Source organism: Luteimonas galliterrae, from assembly GCF_023374055.1.
Lineage (GTDB): Bacteria > Pseudomonadota > Gammaproteobacteria > Xanthomonadales > Xanthomonadaceae > Luteimonas_C > Luteimonas_C galliterrae.
This window is the reverse complement of sequence record NZ_JAMBEP010000001.1, coordinates 1,422,429-1,439,975: the sequence shown is the minus strand read 5'-3', so window position 1 is coordinate 1,439,975 and position 17,547 is coordinate 1,422,429. Positions and strand designations below refer to the sequence as shown.

Genomic DNA, 17,547 nt, shown 5'->3' with positions numbered 1-17,547 from the left:
TCCGCCCGGTGCCCAGAACCCGATGAGTCACTTCGATATCCGTTCCGCCGTCCGCCCCGATCCCGACCAGCCGATGGTCGACATCGCCGATTACGTCATCGACGCCAAGATCGATTCGAAGGAGGCCTACGACACCGCGCGCTACATGCTGCTCGACTCGCTGGCCTGCGCCATGTTGGCGATGAAGTTCCCGGACTGCGTCAAGCACCTCGGCCCGCTGGTCCCCGGCGGCGAACTGCCCGGCGGCGCGCGCGTGCCCGGCACCTCGTTCGAGCTGGATCCCGTCCAAGCCGCGTTCAACATCGGCACCCTGGTGCGCTGGCTCGATTTCAACGACACCTGGCTGGCGGCCGAATGGGGCCATCCGTCGGACAACCTGGGCACGATCCTGGCCGTCGCCGACTACTTGGCGCGCAAGGAAGGCAAGACGATCACCGTCCGCGACGTGCTGGGCTGGGCGATCAAGGCGCACGAGATCCAGGGCGTCTACGCGCTGCAGAACTCGTTCAACCGCGTCGGCCTGGATCACGTGATCCTGGTGCGCCTGGCGTCCACCGCCGTCGCCACCGCCATGCTCGGCGGCGGCAAGGAAGAGGTGATCACCGCCGTTTCCCATTCCTGGATCGACAACGGCGTGCTGCGCACCTACCGCCACGCGCCGAACACCGGCCCGCGCAAGAGCTGGGCCGCCGGCGACGCCTGCCGCCGCGCCGTGATCCATGCGCTGAATGCGGTGCATAAGAAAGTGGTCGGCTACCCGAGCGCGCTCAGCGCCAAGACCTGGGGCTTCTACGACATCGCCTTCAAGGGCAAGGAATTCCAGTTCGAGCGGCCGTTCGGCAGCTATGTGATGGAGAACGTCCTGTTCAAGATCAGCTTTCCGGCCGAGTTCCATGCCCAGACCGCGGTGGAATGCGCCATGCAGCTGCACGGGCAGGTGAAGGACCGGATCGGGGACATCGAGAAGATCGTCATCGAAACCCAGGAAGCCGGCGTCCGGATCATCGACAAGACCGGCCCGCTGGCCAACTACGCCGACCGCGACCACTGCATCCAGTACATGGTGGCCGTGCCGCTGATCTTCGGCCGCCTGACCGCCTCGGACTACAACGACGACATCGCCGCCGACCCCCGCATCGACGCGCTGCGCGACCGCATGACCGTGGTCGAGAACCCGCAGTTCACGAAGGACTATTTCGATGCCGACAAGCGGTATATCGGCAACTCGGTCCAGGTGTTCTTCAAGGACGGCAGCTCGACCGAGAAGGTCTCCATCGACTACCCGATCGGCCACCGCAAGCGCCGGGCCGAAGGCATCCCGGTGCTGATGGCCAAGTGCGAGGCCGCCCTGCGGGCTCATCTGCCGGCCGAGCAGGCCGACCGGATCATGGCCTTGACGCGGACGCCGGAAGCGCTAGAGTCGCTGCCAGTGCAGGAATTCATTAACCTGTACCGGGCCTAGAAGCGCGGAGCGCAGGTTGGCACCCCTCAACTGTTATGCTATTGTTAACACGGCTTTCACACATCCGGTACTACTCTGGACGGGATGGCGTGCGGAACGGCCGTCTAAAACCATAACCACGCAAGACCGGAATACCGCTTTTTTACCTGATCAAGGAGCTGAACATGAATAAGAAACTCCTCTGTGCTGCGCTGTTGGGCGGGCTGTGCGTGGCGCAGGCCGCTTCCGCGCAGGAGTTTGATGATCGCTGGTACGTCGCTGGTTCCACCGGCGTCAATTTCCAGGACGAAGACCGTGACACCGAAGATTCCATCTTCGGCACCATCGGCTTCGGTAAGTTCTTCAATCCCAACTGGTCGGTCGATTTCGAACTGAACTACCAGAATCCCGACAAGTCCGCCAACCCGAATCTGTGGTGGAGCCAGTACGGCGCCTCCGTCGATGCCCGTTATCACTTCCGCAATGCCGACCGCAAGTGGTGGCCGTACATCCGTATGGGCCTGGGCTTGCAGCGTCATGACGAAGAGTTCGTCCGCGATCCGGCCCTGGGCCCGAATCCGGCCGAGCATTCGGACAACAACGTCGCCGCCAACCTCGGCGCCGGCTTGCAGTTCGACTTCGGCCGCGTGGACCTGCGTACGGAAATCGGCACCCGCGTCGACTTCGACGACGTGCAGGCCCGTCCGGCCAACCAGCAGGAAGACTACTTCACCGATCTGCTGGCTTCGGTCGGCCTGACCGTGGCCCTGGGCCCGGAGGCTGCTGCCGCACCGCCGCCGGCTCCGGCTCCGAGCTGCGCCGACAGCGACAGCGACGGCGACGGCGTGAACGATTGCGACGACAAGTGCCCCGGTTCGCAGGCTGGCCAGACCATCGGTCCGGACGGCTGCCCGGTGCCGGTGTCGATCGACCTGAAGGGCGTCAACTTCGACTTCGACAAGTCGACCCTGCGTCCTGACGCGGTCGCGATCCTCAACGAGGCCATCGAGATCCTGAAGCGCTATCCGGAACTGAAGGTCGAAGTGGCTGGCCACACCGACTCGAAGGGTACGGACGCCTACAACCAGGCCCTGTCCGAGCGTCGTGCGAAGGCTGTGTACGACTACCTGACCAGCAACGGCGTCGATGCCGGCCGTCTGGTGGGCCCGGTGGGTTACGGCGAGAGCCGCCCGATCGCTCCGAACACCAACGAAGATGGTTCGGACAATCCGGAAGGCCGCGCTCGCAACCGCCGCACCGAGCTGAACGTCCAGAACTGATCGGACGCCAAGCGAAGCAACACACGAAGCCCGGCCTAGCGCCGGGCTTCGTCTTTGTTGGGTTGGCATCATCGTCTCGGCTTTTGTAGGAGCGGCTTTAGCCGCGAGCTCTTTCCCGCACGCTCGCGCAATCTGATGGGAAGAGCTCGCGGCTAAAGCCGCTCCTACAAAAGCCCGCTTCTACGAAGCCCGCATGGCCCTATTCAGGCGCATGGACGAAGCGTGACGGCTTTCCGCATCGCGCGCCGCGCTTGTCCGCCTGGGACGCACGGCCTACACTCGCCGCATTCATCGACGCGGAAAATCGCCATGCGCGCAATGCTGATCGTTCCCTCCCTGCTGCTCGCATGCGGCGTCGCGCAGGCGCAGACCGCCAACTGCAGCACGGCCAGCGTTCCGCAGGCCCTGCCGGTGCGTCCCACCCTGCTGGCGCCGATCTCTTCGGAAATGTCCACGACCACGTCGCAGTTGGGCGCGCCGAGCGGCGTGCTGGCGCAGGCCTACGACGAAGCCATGTCGGTGGATCTGGTGCTGCTGCGGTTGCGCGTCGAAGGCTGCAACGTGGCCAACGCCACGCCCGCCCGCGCGCTCGATCCCAACGATCCTTCGGTCTACAAGCCCAAGACGCAGTTCGACAACACGCCGTGGCGGTTCGACATGAACCAGAACGGCAAGCGCATGACCGCCGACGAGTTCGACGCCTGGATGAAGGCTCGCGGCGTGCGCATCGCGGGCAGGAAGCCTGCCGGCGCAGCGCCTGCTGCTGCGCCCGTCGCGCCCGATGGCGCCACGGCGCCTGCGGCGACCGCTCCGGCCGCTACGCCGAGCAAGCCTTAATATCCGGAAAACCGCGTCGCTACATCCTGCAACGTGATGGCAGGCGGCGGCTTCCGCACAGCGTTCCGGAGCCGCATCGCATGAGCCGTCGCTACGGGCTGGCGCGAGTGCTGTCGAAACGCGGCGTATGCTCGCGCACGCAGGCGGCGCAATGGATCCGCGATGGCCGCGTCGCCATTGGCGGCAGGGTGATCCGCGATCCCGAACATCCTACTTCGCCCGATGAAACGGCGATCTCCGTGGACGGTCGACCGTTGGCGGCCACGGCCGCGATCCACTTGATGCTCAACAAGCCGCGTGGCCTGGTGACGACGGCCGCGGACGAGCGCGGACGCGACACCGTCTACCGTTGTTTCGACGGCGCGGACCTGGGCTGGATCGCGCCGGTCGGCCGTCTCGACAAGGCCAGCGAAGGCCTGTTGTTGTTCAGCAACGATCCGCAATGGGCCGCGCGCATCACCGATCCGGAAACCGGGCCGGACAAGACCTACCACGTGCAGGTGGATGCGATTCCGGACGCTGCGGCGCTGTCCGCGCTGATGGCGGGCATCGCGTCGGACGGCATACGCCTGAGCGCCAAATCGGCGCGCGTGCTGCGCACGGGCGAAAAGAACGCGTGGCTCGAGATCGTGTTGGATGAAGGCCGCAACCGCCAGATCCGGCGATTGCTGGAAGCTTTCGATATCGAAGTGCTGCGGCTGGTGCGTGTGGCGATAGGCGAGCTGGCACTCGGTGAATTGCCGAAGAGGCAGTGGCGGCGACTCACGCCTGAGGAAGCGGCACGGCTGTCGCCGTTGTAGGGCCGGGACGAACCGTTTTTTCTTCCCCCTTTGCGGGGGAGGATGCCCGCAGGGCAGGAGAGGGGCGCGAGCGTAGCGAGCGTGCTTCGAAAAGCCGGACCCTCTCCCTGGCCTTCGGCCTTTCCCTCTCCCGTAAAGGGAGAGGGAGAACAAAGTACTGCCCGACGCGAAGTCTTAGGCTTTCGCGCCCAGCACGCCCAGCTCGTACCCGATCTTGGTGAATGCGGCGATGGCACGGTCCAGGTGTTCGCGCGTATGCGCCGCGCTCATCTGTGTGCGGATGCGCGCCTGGCCCTGCGGCACCACCGGGAAGAAGAAGCCGATCGCGTAGATGCCTTCTTCGAGCAGGCGCGTTGCGAACTTCTGCGCCAGCGGCGCGTCGTACAGCATCACCGGACAGATCGGATGCGTGCCCGGTTTGATATCGAAGCCCGCCGCCGCCATCTTTTCGCGGAAGTAGGCGGTGTTGTCGGCGAGGCGTTCGCGCAACTCGCCGGCGGCGGCGAGCATCTGGAAAGCCTTGATGCCTGCGGCCACCACGTGCGGCGGCAACGAATTGGAGAACAGGTAAGGGCGCGAACGCTGGCGCAGCAGTTCGATCACTTCCTGCTTCGCCGTAGTGAAGCCGCCGAGCGCGCCGCCCATGGCCTTGCCCAGCGTGCCGGTGAAGATGTCGATGCGATCCATCGCGCCTTTGACCTCGGCCGAACCGCGGCCGTGTTTGCCGAGGAAACCGGTGGCGTGGCATTCGTCGATGTGGACAAGCGCGCCGTATTTCTTCGCCAGTGCGGCGATCTCGTCCAGCGGCGCGATGAAGCCGTCCATCGAGAACACGCCGTCGCTGCTGATCAGCTTGGTCCGCGCGCCGGCGGCGTCGGCGGCCTGCAGCTGCCTCTCCAGGTCGGCCATGTCGCAGTTGGCGTAGCGGAAGCGCTTGGCCTTGCACAAGCGGATGCCGTCGATGATCGAGGCGTGGTTGAGCGCGTCGGAGATGATCGCGTCCTCTTCGCCGAGCAGCGGCTCGTACAGGCCGCCGTTGGCGTCGAAGCAGGCCGCGTACAGGATCGTGTCTTCGGTGCCGAAGAAATCGGCGATGGTCTTTTCCAGCTGCTTGTGCAGATCCTGGGTGCCGCAGATGAAGCGCACCGAGGCCATGCCGAAACCGTGCGTGTCCAGCGCGTCCTTGGCGGCGGCGATGATGTCCGGGTGGTCGGCCAGGCCCAGGTAGTTGTTGGCGCAGAAGTTCAGCACTTCGCGGCCGTCGGCGAGGGTGATTTCGGCCGATTGCGGCGAAGTGATGATGCGTTCGGACTTGAACAGGCCGGCTGCGCGGATTTCTTCGAGAGTGTCGGCGTAGCGTTGGGTCAGTGACATGGCAGTTCCATGGCTGTTGCCTTCGTGGGAGCGGCTTCAGCCGCGAGCTTTTTCTTTCAGATCGCAGCGGTGTCCGGAGAAGAGCTCGCGGCTAAAGCCGCTCCTACAAAAAAAGCGGGTCTTAATTCCAGCTGAGGACGACTTTGCCGGACTTTCCGGATTCCATCAGGTCGAAGCCCTTCTGGAACTCGTCGATCGGCAATTGATGGCTCAGCACCTTGCCCAGCGGAAAGCCGGACAGGACCAGTTGCGTCATCTTGTACCAGGTTTCGTACATGCGGCGGCCGTAGATGCCGTGGATCGTCAGGCCCTTGAAGATGATGCGGTCCCAGTCCACGCCAGCGCCCTTGGGCAGTAGGCCGAGCAGGGCGACCTTGCCGCCGTGGTACATGCAGTCGAGCATGTCGTTGAACGCGCGCGGGTTGCCGCTCATCTCCAGGCCCACGTCGAAGCCTTCCATGTGCAGGTCGGCCATCACGTCCTTCAACGACGTGTTGGTGACGTTGACCACGCGCGTGGCGCCCATGTCGGCGGCCAATTTCAGGCGGTAGTCGTTGACGTCGGTGACCACCACGTTGCGCGCGCCGATATGCTTGCAGATGCCGGCGGCCATCACCCCGATCGGGCCGGCGCCGGTGATCAGCACGTCTTCGCCGACCACGTCGAATTCCAGCGCGCAGTGCGCGGCGTTGCCGTAAGGATCGAAGAACGCCGCCAATTCGCTCGGAATCTGGTCGGGGATCGGCCACAGGTTGCTGGCCGGCATCACGATGTATTCGGCGAACGCGCCGTCGCGCGTGACGCCGATGCCGACGGTGTTCGGGCACAGGTGCTGCTTGCCGGCTCGGCAGTTGCGGCAATGGCCGCAGACGATATGGCCCTCGGCCGAGACGCGCTGCCCCAGCGCATAGCCGCTCACGCCCGGCCCGAGTTCGACGATGCGGCCGACGAATTCGTGGCCGATCACCAGGCCCGGCTTGATCGTGCGCTGGCTCCATTCGTCCCACAGATAGATGTGCAGATCGGTGCCGCAGATCGCCGTTTTCTCCAGCTTGATCAGCACCTCGTTCGCACCGGGGCGCGGCACCGGCACTTCCTCCAGCCAGATGCCCTTGGCCGCCTCGCGCTTGACCAACGCTTTCATGCTTTGCGGGAACGACGGAATCGACGACATGGGCGGCCCGGAACGATGGCGAGAGAGAACGCAATTGTACCGCCCGCGGCCGTCCGGGGCAGGGCCATGACCGCTGGCAGTTGCCTGCTCGGCGATGCCGCGTCTATCGTCGCGAATTCGCATCCCAATGAGGAGTTGCCCGTGCCCCGACGTATGTTGGCCATGGCGGTCGCCGCCACCCTGCTGCCCGCCGCCGCGCATGCCGACGAGGGCATGTGGATGCCGTCGCAATTGCCCGAGATCGCAGCGCAGCTGAAGGCCGCCGGTTTCCAGGGCGATCCTGCCGGTTTGGCCGAACTGGCCAAGCCGCCGATGAACGCCGTGGTGAAAGTGGGCGGCGCGACCGGCGCTTTCGTATCCGGCGACGGCCTGGTGCTGACCAACCACCACGTCGCGTTCGGCGTCATCCAGTACAACAGCAGCAAGGAGCGCGACCTGATCGGCAACGGCTTCATCGCCGCCGACCGCGATGCCGAACTGCCCGCCAATCCCGACTACCGCGTGCTGGTGACCACCGGTTTCGACCGCATCACCGACCGCATCCTGAGCGGCGCGCGCGGCAAGACGGGCCGCGCCTACTACGACGCGGTCGATGCGGCCGGCAAAGCCGTTGTCGCCGAGTGCGAAAGCGAGGCGGGCTACCGCTGCAGCGTCGCCAACATGTATTACGGCACCGATTTTTATCTGATCAAGCAGCTCGAGCTGAAGGACATCCGCCTGGTTTACGCGCCGCCGGAAGCGATCGGCAATTACGGCGACGAGATCGACAATTTCATGTGGCCGCGGCACAGCGGCGATTTCACTATCCTGCGCGCCTACGTCGGCAAGGACGGCAAGCCGGCGGCGTATTCGAAGGACAATGTGCCGTACACGCCGCCGGCTCATCTGCAGATCTCCACCGATCCGGTAGGCGAGGGCGATTACGCGATGCTGGCCGGGTATCCCGGCACCACGTATAGGCATCGGATGGCGTCCGAATTCAAGAGCCAGGTCGAGTGGCAGCTGCCGACGCGGGTGGAACTGTTCGACGGCATGATCGACACGATCGAAGCCGCGACCACGGCCAAGCCCTCGGCGAAAGTGCTGTACGCATCGCAGCTGGCAGGCCTGAAGAACGGCCTCAAGCGCGCCCAGGGCGAACTGGACGGCCTGCGCCGCAGCGATGCGGTGCGTACCCGCGCCGAAGACGAGAGGGCGATGCTGGCTTGGCTGGGCAAGCAGTCCGACGCGAAGGCGATCCAGGCCGACATCGCGGCGGCGCAGAAGGTGCTGGATGCCGGCAGCGCGACGCGCGAGCGCGACCAGCTATTGGGCCTGATCCGCAACCAGCCCCAGTTGTTGCGCGCCGCGATGATGCTCCAGCGGCTGGCGGCCGAGCGCGGAAAGCCGGATGCGCAGCGCGAGAAGGGCTTCCAGCAACGCGACGAGGCTTTGATCGAAGGTTCGTTGAAGCAGGTCCAGCGCCGTTACGACGCCGAAGTCGAGAAGGCCTTGCTGTCGGATCTGCTGAAGCGCTACCGCGCATTGCCGGCGGCGCAACGCATCGCCGAAGTGGACGCCGTGTTCGGCGGCGACGAAGCGCAAGCCAAGACAGCGCTCGACGCGCTGTACGCGCAAACCAAGCTCGGCGACGAGGCCGAGCGCCTGCGTTGGTTGAAAGCCGCTCCGGCCGAGGTCGCAGCGGCGACCGATCCGCTGATGCAGGCGGCCGCCAAACTTTCGCCGGCCGTGTTGCGCCTGGAAGAGGCCGACAAAGCCAGCGAAGGCGATCTTTTGCGCCTGCGGCCGGCCTATATGCGCGCGCTGATCGGCTACCGCAAATCGCAGGGCAAGGCGGTGTATCCCGACGCCAATTCGACGTTGCGCGTGAGCTACGGCAAGGTCGGCACGATGTCGCCCCGAGACGGCGTCACCTACGTACCGCTGACCACCGTGCAGGGCATCGTCGAGAAGCACACCGGAAAAGCACCGTTCGATGCGCCCAAGCCGCTGCGAGACGCGATCGCCAAGGGCGATTTCGGCAGCACGGCCGATCCGGCGCTGAAGACCCAGACGGTCGATTTCCTCACCAATCTCGACACCACGGGCGGCAATTCCGGTTCGCCGGTGCTGGATGCGAATGGACGGCTGATCGGATTGAACTTCGACAGCAACTGGGAGGCGGTGAGCGCCAGCTGGATGTTCGATCCACGCTACAAGCGCGCGATCCACGTCGACATGCGCTATCTGCGCTGGTTGCTGGCGAAAGTTTATCCGGCGCCGCACCTGTTGAAGGAAATGAACCTGCCGGCGGAGTAAAGGCACGTAGGAATGCAGCCGTCGCAGCCCATAAGGCACGGCCCATCAACATCCGTTCCCCTCAGGATGCAGCACGAAGTCGCGCGACCCAACTTTAGTCATGCCTTCGCCCCCAAGGCCTGGGCTAGACTCCCGAATCGACTGAAAGGAAGGAACGATCCCATGCACTACACCGCATTGGCCACGGCCATCACCGCTGCAGCGCTCGGCGCCGGATTCGCAGGAGAGGCCCATGGCGGAGAAGGCATGTGGGTGCCGCAGCAACTACCTGAAATAGCCGGCCCGCTTAAAAAGGCCGGGCTCAAGCTCGACGCGAAGCAGTTGGCCAATCTTACCGGCGACCCGATGGGCGCGGTGGTGTCGCTTGGCGGCTGCACCGCCAGTTTCGTGTCGCCGGAGGGCCTGGTCGTCACCAATCACCATTGCGCCTACGGCGCGATCCAGCTCAATTCGACGCCCGAAAAGAACCTGATGCACGACGGCTTCAACGCCGCGACGCGCGTCGAAGAACTCAGCGCCGGCCCGAACGCGCGCATCTACGCACTGGATACCATCCAAGACGTGACGCCGACTGTGAAAGCCGCGATCGACGCCGCACCCGATGCGCTCGGCCGCACCCGCGCATTGGAAGCCACCGACAAGAAACTGGTCGCGCAATGCGAGGCCGAGGGCGGTTATCGCTGCCGCCTGTACAGCTTCTTCGGCGGGAATACCTATCGCCTGTTCCGCAATATCGAAATCAAGGACGTGCGGCTGGTTTACGCGCCGCCGGGCGGCATCGGCAATTACGGCGGCGAAGTCGACAACTGGATGTGGCCGCGCCACACCGGCGATTTCTCGTTCTACCGCGCTTACGTCGGCAAAGACGGCAAGCCGGCCGCGTATTCGGCCGACAACGTGCCGTTCAAACCCAAGCATTGGTTGAAGATCGCCGACAAGCCGCTGGGCGCGGGCGATTTCGTCATGGTCGCCGGCTATCCGGGCCAGACCAACCGCTACGCGCTCGCCGACGACTTCGACAACACCGCGGCCTGGACCTATCCGACCATCGGCGGCCACTTCAAGAAGCTGGTCGCGCTGGTCGAAGCGGAGGGCAAGAAAAACCCTGAAATCGCGGTCAAATACGCCAGCACGGTCCGCAGTTGGGGGAACGTGCTCAAGAACTACGACGGCCAGTTGGAAGGCTTCAAGCGCACCAACGCCGCCGCAACCAAGCACAGCCAGGAAACCGCGGTGCTCGACTGGTTGCGCAAGCAGGGCGACAAGGGCAAGCCGGCGCTCGAGGCGCACGACGAGCTCGTCGCGGTCGGCGAGCAGGCCAAGGCCACGCGCGAGCGCGACCTGGTGTTCGGCCAGTTCTCCAACACCGGCGTGGTCGGCACCGCCACCATGCTCTACCGCTTGTCGATGGAGCGCGCAAAGCCCGATGCCGAGCGCGAATCGGGCTACCAGCAGCGCGACCTGGCCTCGATCGAGGGCGGCCTGAAACAGATGGAACGCCGCTACCATCCGGCGATGGACCGCGAGCTGCAGCGTTACTGGCTCGAGCAGTACGTCGCCCTGCCGGAAGCGCAACGCGTCGGCGCGCTCGACAAATGGCTCGGAGGCAGCGGCGAGAAAGCCGTCGGCAAGGCCGTGACCAAACTCGGCAAGAGCAGGCTCGGCAACGCCAGCGAGCGCATGAAGTGGTTCGCGGCCGACCGCAAGGCCTTCGAATCGAGCAAGGATCCGGCGATCCAGCTGGCCGTGGCGATGATGCCCACCCTGCTCAAGCAGGAAGAGGAGCGCAAGACTCGCGCAGGCGAAACGCTGGCCGCGCGCCCGGTCTACCTGCAGGCTGTGGCGGACTACAAGAAGAGCAAGGGCGAGTTCGTCTATCCGGACGCCAACTCGTCGTTGCGCATCACCTTCGGCAACGTCGTGGCCTACACCAAGATCGACGGCAGCAAGCAACAGCCCTTCACCAAGCTCGAAGAAGTGGCCGCCAAGGCGACCGGCAAGGAGCCGTTCGACGCGCCCAAGCCGTTGCTCGATGCGATCGCGGCAAAGCGTTACGGCGGTTTGGCGGACAAGCGGCTGGGCACGGTGCCGGTGAACTTCCTGTCCGATCTGGACATCACCGGCGGCAATTCCGGTTCTCCGGTGCTGGACGCGCGCGGCAAGCTGGTCGGACTGGCGTTCGACGGCAACTGGGAGTCGGTCAGTTCCAACTGGGTGTTCGACCCGGTGATGACGCGGATGATTTCGGTCGACCAGCGCTATATGCGCTGGATCATGCAGGAAGCCTATCCGGCACCGCAGTTGCTGCAGGAATTGAACGTGGTCGCGAAATAGTCGGTAGCCCGGGTGGAGCCGAAGGCGATACCCGGGGCTTTCACCGTCACGGCGAGGTCGCGACCCGGGTATCGGCCTGCGGCCTCCACCCCGGGCTACAAACGGCGGATTTCTCCGCCGTTTTTGTTTTCAGGCCGCTATCAGTCCGGGTTACAGACTGCGTGACCGCTGCTGTAGAAGTTCGTGCGGACGCCGGACTCGTACAGATTGCCTTCGCAGTCCAGCGAAGCGCTACCGACGATGTTGCCGTCCTGATCGAAATAGAAATAGAACTCGCCGATCTCGTCGGGCCCCGGCGGGCGGGCGATGGCGACGCCGGCGGCGATCGCGGCCAGCAAACCAAAAATCAAAGCGGTCTTCCTGCGCATGTCTTGCTCCTTGTGCGGCGATCAGGTCGGATCCGGATCGCAGATGAAATAGCCGTCGGCGTAGTTGCGGGTGAACTTGCCCCAGGCTTCGCGCGTGCCGTCGCAACGGATGGCCTGGTAGCCGACCACTTGGCCGGCATCGTTGTAGTAGTAATAGAACTGCCCGGGTCCGGTGGGACCGACCGCGGCGATCGCGGCGCCCATGGCGACTGCGGCCGCCGCGCCGAGCAAGGCCGCTACTTTCCTTTGCATCGTATTCTCCCTTCGTAAGTTCGCCGACACTTGCCGACCGGCCGACTCTAGGGGCGTATTTGTTCGGAAGCGGTTAGCGCGCGATAAAAATTTCGCACGATGCGCCGCATCATTCGTTATCTGTGAGAGCGGTCACCGAGCATGTGTGAGATGTGGGTCAATGGCTCCGAACCTGACCGGACGAATGCAGGATCAATCATTCGTCGTATGTCCACTGGGTTGGGGCCTCACGTGCCAGCCGCTTCTTGTAGAGCGGAGCTTGCTCCGCTGCCTTCGCTTGCGGGTTCGTCGCGACCTGCCGGCCTTTCAGGCCGGGGTTTCGTCCGCTAAGACCGCGGCCGAGTTGCTTTCTTTTTGTGGGGCCCAAAAAGAACAGTAACCAAAGAAAAAGGGCCTTTGGAAGGTATCCCGGCGATGGGGTTGCCCCGTGTTCTTGGCCACCGCTCGCCAACGCTCGGGATTCCTCCGTCGCTTCGATATTCAGATCCGAGGCGATCGACCAGAACGACTCCTTAGCGCAAATCCGCAAAAGCCACGTCACCACAATCGCTGCGAATCAAAATCTAGTACCTGCGTAAGAAGGTCACCCACGACGAAAGCAGGTCTGCTGGCGGTCTTTCAGTCGCGACGCATCGCACCGCAGTTCAGGCCCTTTCTTGGGTTACTTTCTTTGGGCCAACAAAGAAAGTGACCCGGGCGCAGCCCGGAAGCCTTTGTCCATGGCGCGAGTCGCAGCGCAACCCGCAAGGACGCGGGCCTGGATCCCGGCCTTCGCCGGGATGACGGCTTAAGGGCAAGCGCACAAGCAAGATGGGTCCCAGCGTTCGCTGGGATGACAGCTTAAGAGCGAAGTGCAGCGGAGCAAGCTCCGCTCTACAACGAGCAGGGCAATAACGAGCAGAGCAATAACGAGCAGGGCAATAACGAGCAGGGCAATAAGGAGCAGAGAAATGCGCCGACCCGAATCGATTTAGCGCTTGATGCTTATTCCAAGGCGTAATCGAACGTGTAGTAATGTTTGCCGTCGACGATATCGATCGCCATCCGACCCGAAAGGCCGGCCAACTCATCCGTGCCCGAATCCGGCACCACAGCCACCGACAGCGTCGGCGTGCCGCGGTCCATGACTCCGTTGTGGGTGACGAAGAACGTGCCCTTCCGGCCCCGCAGCGTGCCGGAGATGCGTTCGATAGCCACGTACGCGGCCGAACCTTCCGTCTCGGTCATCACCGCCATCATGTGCACCACGCTGTTGGCGTCCAGATCGCCGTGGAAGCGCTTGTCGAAGCGGAAACGCCCGGCTTCGACGCCGTCGCCCATGTCGCAGGACGGCTCCATGCCGCGTTTGACGTCGAATTCGCCTTTGACCTGCTGGCCCATGGCTCACGCTCCATCGATTCGGAGCGCCATGGTCGCGCAAGGCCGCCTCTGCGGCCAGTCCCGCGGACGCCTCTTGCGCGGTCCGCTGCGTCTGCTACGCTGTCTTGGTCGCGGATTCCCATGCCAGCCGGCCCCGTCTCCCGACCCGTAAGCGATCCGCCTTAGGCGGATGTCGATCCGATCGTTCTTTACGTTGTGCCGGCTGCCGGGCTCCGCGGGATCTTTTCCCCACAGGAGTCGACGATGAAAGTGCTGGCTTGCGACGGTATCCACGAAGACGGCCTGGCCTTGTTCCGCGAGGCCGGTTGGACCGTCGAAATCTCCGAACCCATCAAAGACCCCGCCAAGCTCGCCAAAGCCTTGGTCGGCGTCGACGCATTGCTGGTGCGCTCGGCCACGCAAGTCACGGCCGAGGCCATCGATTCGGCCAAGCAGTTGAAGGTGATCGGCCGCGCCGGCGCCGGCGTCGACACGATCGACGTCGATGCAGCCACCGCGCGCGGCATCGCCGTGATGAACGCGCCCGACGGCAATACGCTGGCCGCGGCCGAGCATGCGATCTCGCTGCTGTTCGCGCTGGCCCGGCACATCCCGCGGGCGGACGCCGGCATGAAGGCCGGCGAATGGCCCAAGGCCGGCCTGACCGGCTTCGAACTGGAAGGCAAGAAGCTGGGCGTGATCGGCCTGGGCCGCATCGGCAGCACGGTGGCGCGCAAGGCGCAGGGCATCGGCATGGATGTCGCGGCGTACGACCCGTTCCTGCCGGCGTCCGCGGCGGGCAAGGGCAGCGTACCGCTGAAGCCGCTGGACGAATTGCTGGCGAAGGCGGACATCGTCACGCTGCACATCCCGCGCACCAAGGAAACGACGAACCTGCTGTCCGAACAGAACCTGCGCGCGATGAAGAAGGGCGCCTACGTCATCAACGCCGCGCGCGGCGGGCTGGTCGACGAAGACGCGCTGCTGCGCTTGCTCGACGAAGGCCATCTGGCCGGCGCGGCGCTCGACACCTTCGCCACCGAACCGCTGCAGGCCGACTCGCCGCTGCGCGGCCATCCCAAGCTGATTTTGACGCCGCACCTGGGCGCATCGACCAGCGAAGCGCAGCAGGCGGTCAGCACCATCCTGGCCAAGCAGATCATCGACTTCATCGGCACCGGCGCGGTCGCCGGCTGCGTCAACCTGCCGCCGCTGACGGCTGAAGCGGCGCGCGAAGTGGGCCCTTGGATGCCGCTGATGTCCGCGCTCGGCAAGCTGGCCGCGCGGCTGGTGCCGGCGCCGACGCGGCTGCACATCACGTACGCCGGGCGCAGCGAGTCGCTCGACCCCAGGCCGCTGACGCGGCTGCTGGTGTCGTCGTTGCTCGGCACCGCGTCCAGCCGCGTGACGCCGGTCAACGCGCTGCAGGAAGCCGCCGCGCGCGGCCTGGTGGTCGCCGAAACGGTGGGCGGCGATGGCGACGGCTTCGACCGGCTGTTGAAACTGCGCGTGGAGGGCGAGGGCGGCGGCGCGCGCGAGATCGAAGCCACGCTGCATCGCGGGCCGCGCGTGGTGCGTTTCGACGGCGTCGAAATCGAATTCGATCCGCAGGCGCATCTGCTGCTGATGCGCAACGAGGATCGCCCGGGCATGATCGGCCTGGTCGGTTCGCATCTGGGCGCGGCCGGCGTCAATATCGTCAACTTCTCGCTCGGCGCCAAGGGCGATGGCGAGGCGCTGGCGGCGATCACGGTGGATCGTGCGGTGCCGGAGTCGCAGCTGGTGGCGGTGCGCGGGATTCCCGGGGTGTTGGCGCTGGAGTCGTTGTAATTTCTCAACCGTCATCCCGGCGCAGGCCGGGATCCAGGCTCGCGCAACGGCGGCAACGGCGTCGCCCTGGATCCCGGCTTTCGCCGGGATGACGGAACTGGAAGGATCATCCCTATGAAAATAATCCTCGCCCGTCACGGCGAAACCCCCTGGAACGCCGAAGGCCGCTACCAGGGCCAAGAAGACATTCCTCTTTCGCCGGTCGGCGAAACGCAGGCGCGCGCGTTGGGCGAACGCCTGCGCGAAGTGCGTATCGACCGCGCCGTCGCCTCGCCGCTGAAGCGCGCCAAGCGCACTGCGGAACTCGCACTGGGCGATGCGCGCGCAGCGATGCTGGCCACCGACCCGGGCCTGATGGAAATCGCGCACGGCACCTGGGAAGGCCTGCTCGCCAGCGAGATCCGCGAGCGCGACGGCGAGCGCCTGCAGGCCTGGCGCGATGCCCCGCACGAAGTGCTGATGCCCGAAGGCGAATCGCTGCAGCACGTGTTCGATCGCGCCTGGCCCGCGCTGGTACGCGCAGGCGAAGGCTTGAGCAAGGACGACACTTTGCTGGTGGTCGCGCACGACGCGGTCAACCGGGTGATCCTTTGCCACGTGCTCGGCATCCCGCTGGCGAGACTGTGGACTTTCCGCCAGGCGCCCACCACATTGAATCTGCTCGAAGGACCCGATGTGGATCGCCTGGAAGTGGTGCGGCTCAACGATTGCGCGCATCACACGCCGTTCTTCGGGGAAGCGGTCCACCGCGCGTTATGACAGGACGTTCGCTCGCCGACTGGCTGGCCTACATCGAGCGCCAGCATCCCAAATCCATCGACATGGGTTTGGAGCGGGTGCGCGAAGTCGCCGAACGTCTCGATCTGGGCAAGCCGGGGAAGCATGTCGTCACGATCGGCGGTACCAATGGCAAGGGCTCCACGGTCGCTTTCATCGAAGCGATCGCACGTGCAGCGGGTTGGAAAGTGGGCGCATATACGTCGCCGCATCTGCTTGCGTACAACGAGCGCGTGCGGATCGATGGGCGCGACGCCGGAGGCGTAGAACTAGTCGAGGCCTTCGAAGCTATCGAAGCAGCGCGCCTGAGCCCCTCTCCCCTCGGGAGAGGGGTTGGGGTGAGGGTACGGCGAAGCGGCAGCGGTTCGGACATGGGCAGCTTCGCCGTACCCTCATCCGCCCCTTCGGGGCACCTTCTCCCGGAGGGAGAAGGAAAAGCGGTGTCGCTGAGTTATTTCGAATACGGCACGCTGGCCGCATTGTGGCTGTTCGAACGCAGCCAACTCGACCTGGCCATCCTCGAAGTCGGCCTCGGCGGCCGCCTGGACGCGACCAACATCGTCGATCCGGACGTGGCGGTGATCACCACCGTCGATCTCGACCATCAGGACTACCTGGGCGACGACCGCGAAAAGATCGGTTTGGAGAAAGCCGGCATCGCACGCCCCTGGAAACCGCTGGTGCTGGGCGAAGACGATCCGCCGTCCAGCGTGCTGCGCCATGCCTACGCGATCGGCGCATCCGCCTTGCGCGCGGGCAGCGATTTCTTTTTCGAACGCATCGACGGCGGGCACTGGCGCTGGCGCGAAATCGGCTTCGAAACGCTGTTGCCGATGCCGCAATTGGCCGCGCCGGCGCAATTGCGCAACGCCGCCACGGCCATTGCGGCGTTGCGCGCGCTCGACGCGGCGATTCCCGAGCAGGCCTACGCCCATGGCGTCGCCGCCGCTCGCATCGCCGGACGCCTGCAGGCGTTCGATCGCGACGGCGTACAGGTGTTGGTCGATGTCGGGCACAACCCGCAGGCCGCGCGCGAACTCGCCGCGTGGCTGCGCTCGCCGCCGCATGCCGGCCGCACGCTCGCCGTATTCGCCGCCTTGGGCGATAAGGACGTGGCCGGCGTCGCCGCCGCGATCGGCGGAGGCATAGACGGCTGGTTCCTGGCCGGTTTGGCTGACGTCAACCCGCGCGGTCTGGACGTCGATGCGTTCGCGCAACGCCTGCAGGCCACCGCAGCCGGTGCCGGGGCGCGGCACGCGACCGTGCCGGAGGCGTTGGCGGCGGCGATGGCGCGGGCGCGACCGGGCGACCGCATCTTGGTCTTCGGTTCTTTCCACACCGCCGCCGCGGCGATCCTCGCGCTCGAACCGCGCGGTTAATTCGGGACTCGGCCGGCGCAGGTATAATTCGCGCGGCGATCCGC

14 protein-coding genes are annotated in these 17,547 nt (G+C 65.2%); 9 read left to right on the top strand and 5 right to left on the bottom strand.

The window, feature by feature from the left end:
- Nucleotides 1-22: 22 nt before the first annotated feature.
- The 4 genes from M2650_RS06685 to M2650_RS06670 all read left to right on the top strand — a co-directional run bounded on the left by M2650_RS06685 (nt 23) and on the right by M2650_RS06670 (nt 4,358).
- Nucleotides 23-1,462 (top strand): bifunctional 2-methylcitrate dehydratase/aconitate hydratase, encoded by a 1,440-nt coding sequence (locus M2650_RS06685; protein ID WP_249472687.1) that lies wholly within the window; start codon nt 23-25, stop codon nt 1,460-1,462.
- A gap of 164 nt (nt 1,463-1,626) precedes the next feature.
- The gene (locus M2650_RS06680) at nt 1,627-2,721 is read left to right on the top strand and encodes an OmpA family protein (protein ID WP_249472686.1); all 1,095 of its coding nucleotides are present in this window, start codon (nt 1,627-1,629) and stop codon (nt 2,719-2,721) included.
- Between the two features lie 318 nt (nt 2,722-3,039).
- Complete coding sequence (locus M2650_RS06675; RefSeq protein WP_249474263.1) at nt 3,040-3,558, top strand: hypothetical protein; 519 nt, start codon at nt 3,040-3,042, stop codon at nt 3,556-3,558.
- Nucleotides 3,559-3,638: 80 nt separating this feature from the next.
- Nucleotides 3,639-4,358, top strand: coding sequence for a pseudouridine synthase (locus M2650_RS06670; protein ID WP_249472683.1), 720 nt, complete (start codon nt 3,639-3,641; stop codon nt 4,356-4,358).
- A gap of 174 nt (nt 4,359-4,532) precedes the next feature.
- On the opposite strand, the gene kbl is transcribed toward M2650_RS06670, so the two are convergent.
- Together kbl and tdh are read right to left on the bottom strand one after the other, a co-directional pair.
- Complete coding sequence (kbl, locus tag M2650_RS06665; protein ID WP_249472681.1) at nt 4,533-5,732, bottom strand: glycine C-acetyltransferase; 1,200 nt, start codon at nt 5,730-5,732, stop codon at nt 4,533-4,535.
- 121 nt (nt 5,733-5,853) lie between these two features.
- Nucleotides 5,854-6,876: an L-threonine 3-dehydrogenase gene (gene tdh, locus M2650_RS06660; RefSeq protein WP_249474261.1), complete on the bottom strand. Its 1,023-nt coding sequence runs from the start codon at nt 6,874-6,876 to the stop codon at nt 5,854-5,856.
- Nucleotides 6,877-7,068: 192 nt separating this feature from the next.
- Between tdh and M2650_RS06655 the strand changes: the two genes are divergently transcribed.
- Both M2650_RS06655 and M2650_RS06650 read left to right on the top strand, forming a co-directional pair.
- Nucleotides 7,069-9,204, top strand: coding sequence for a S46 family peptidase (locus M2650_RS06655; RefSeq protein WP_249474258.1), 2,136 nt, complete (start codon nt 7,069-7,071; stop codon nt 9,202-9,204).
- A gap of 162 nt (nt 9,205-9,366) precedes the next feature.
- The gene (locus M2650_RS06650; RefSeq protein ID WP_425602506.1) at nt 9,367-11,538 is read left to right on the top strand and encodes a S46 family peptidase; all 2,172 of its coding nucleotides are present in this window, start codon (nt 9,367-9,369) and stop codon (nt 11,536-11,538) included.
- Between the two features lie 140 nt (nt 11,539-11,678).
- Here M2650_RS06650 and M2650_RS06645 read toward each other — a convergent pair whose 3' ends face one another.
- From M2650_RS06645 to M2650_RS06635, 3 genes are all read right to left on the bottom strand, one after another.
- Complete coding sequence (locus M2650_RS06645) at nt 11,679-11,906, bottom strand: DUF6289 family protein (RefSeq protein WP_249472679.1); 228 nt, start codon at nt 11,904-11,906, stop codon at nt 11,679-11,681.
- 21 nt (nt 11,907-11,927) lie between these two features.
- Nucleotides 11,928-12,158 carry a DUF6289 family protein gene (locus tag M2650_RS06640; protein WP_249472677.1) on the bottom strand — a complete coding sequence of 77 codons (231 nt, stop codon included), beginning with the start codon at nt 12,156-12,158 and terminating at the stop codon, nt 11,928-11,930.
- Nucleotides 12,159-13,142: 984 nt separating this feature from the next.
- The gene (locus M2650_RS06635; RefSeq protein ID WP_249472675.1) at nt 13,143-13,538 is read right to left on the bottom strand and encodes a DUF3224 domain-containing protein; all 396 of its coding nucleotides are present in this window, start codon (nt 13,536-13,538) and stop codon (nt 13,143-13,145) included.
- Between the two features lie 243 nt (nt 13,539-13,781).
- On the opposite strand from M2650_RS06635, the gene serA reads away from it, so the two are divergent.
- The 3 genes from serA to M2650_RS06620 all read left to right on the top strand — a co-directional run bounded on the left by serA (nt 13,782) and on the right by M2650_RS06620 (nt 17,503).
- Complete coding sequence (gene serA / locus M2650_RS06630) at nt 13,782-15,347, top strand: phosphoglycerate dehydrogenase (protein ID WP_249472673.1); 1,566 nt, start codon at nt 13,782-13,784, stop codon at nt 15,345-15,347.
- Between the two features lie 114 nt (nt 15,348-15,461).
- Nucleotides 15,462-16,106, top strand: a complete 645-nt coding sequence (locus tag M2650_RS06625; protein WP_249472671.1) for a histidine phosphatase family protein — start codon at nt 15,462-15,464, stop codon at nt 16,104-16,106.
- A complete protein-coding gene (locus tag M2650_RS06620) occupies nt 16,103-17,503 on the top strand; it encodes a bifunctional folylpolyglutamate synthase/dihydrofolate synthase (RefSeq protein WP_249472669.1) in 1,401 nt (466 codons plus the stop codon). Before M2650_RS06625 ends, M2650_RS06620 begins: the two co-directional genes overlap by 4 nt.
- Nucleotides 17,504-17,547: the final 44 nt, after the last annotated feature.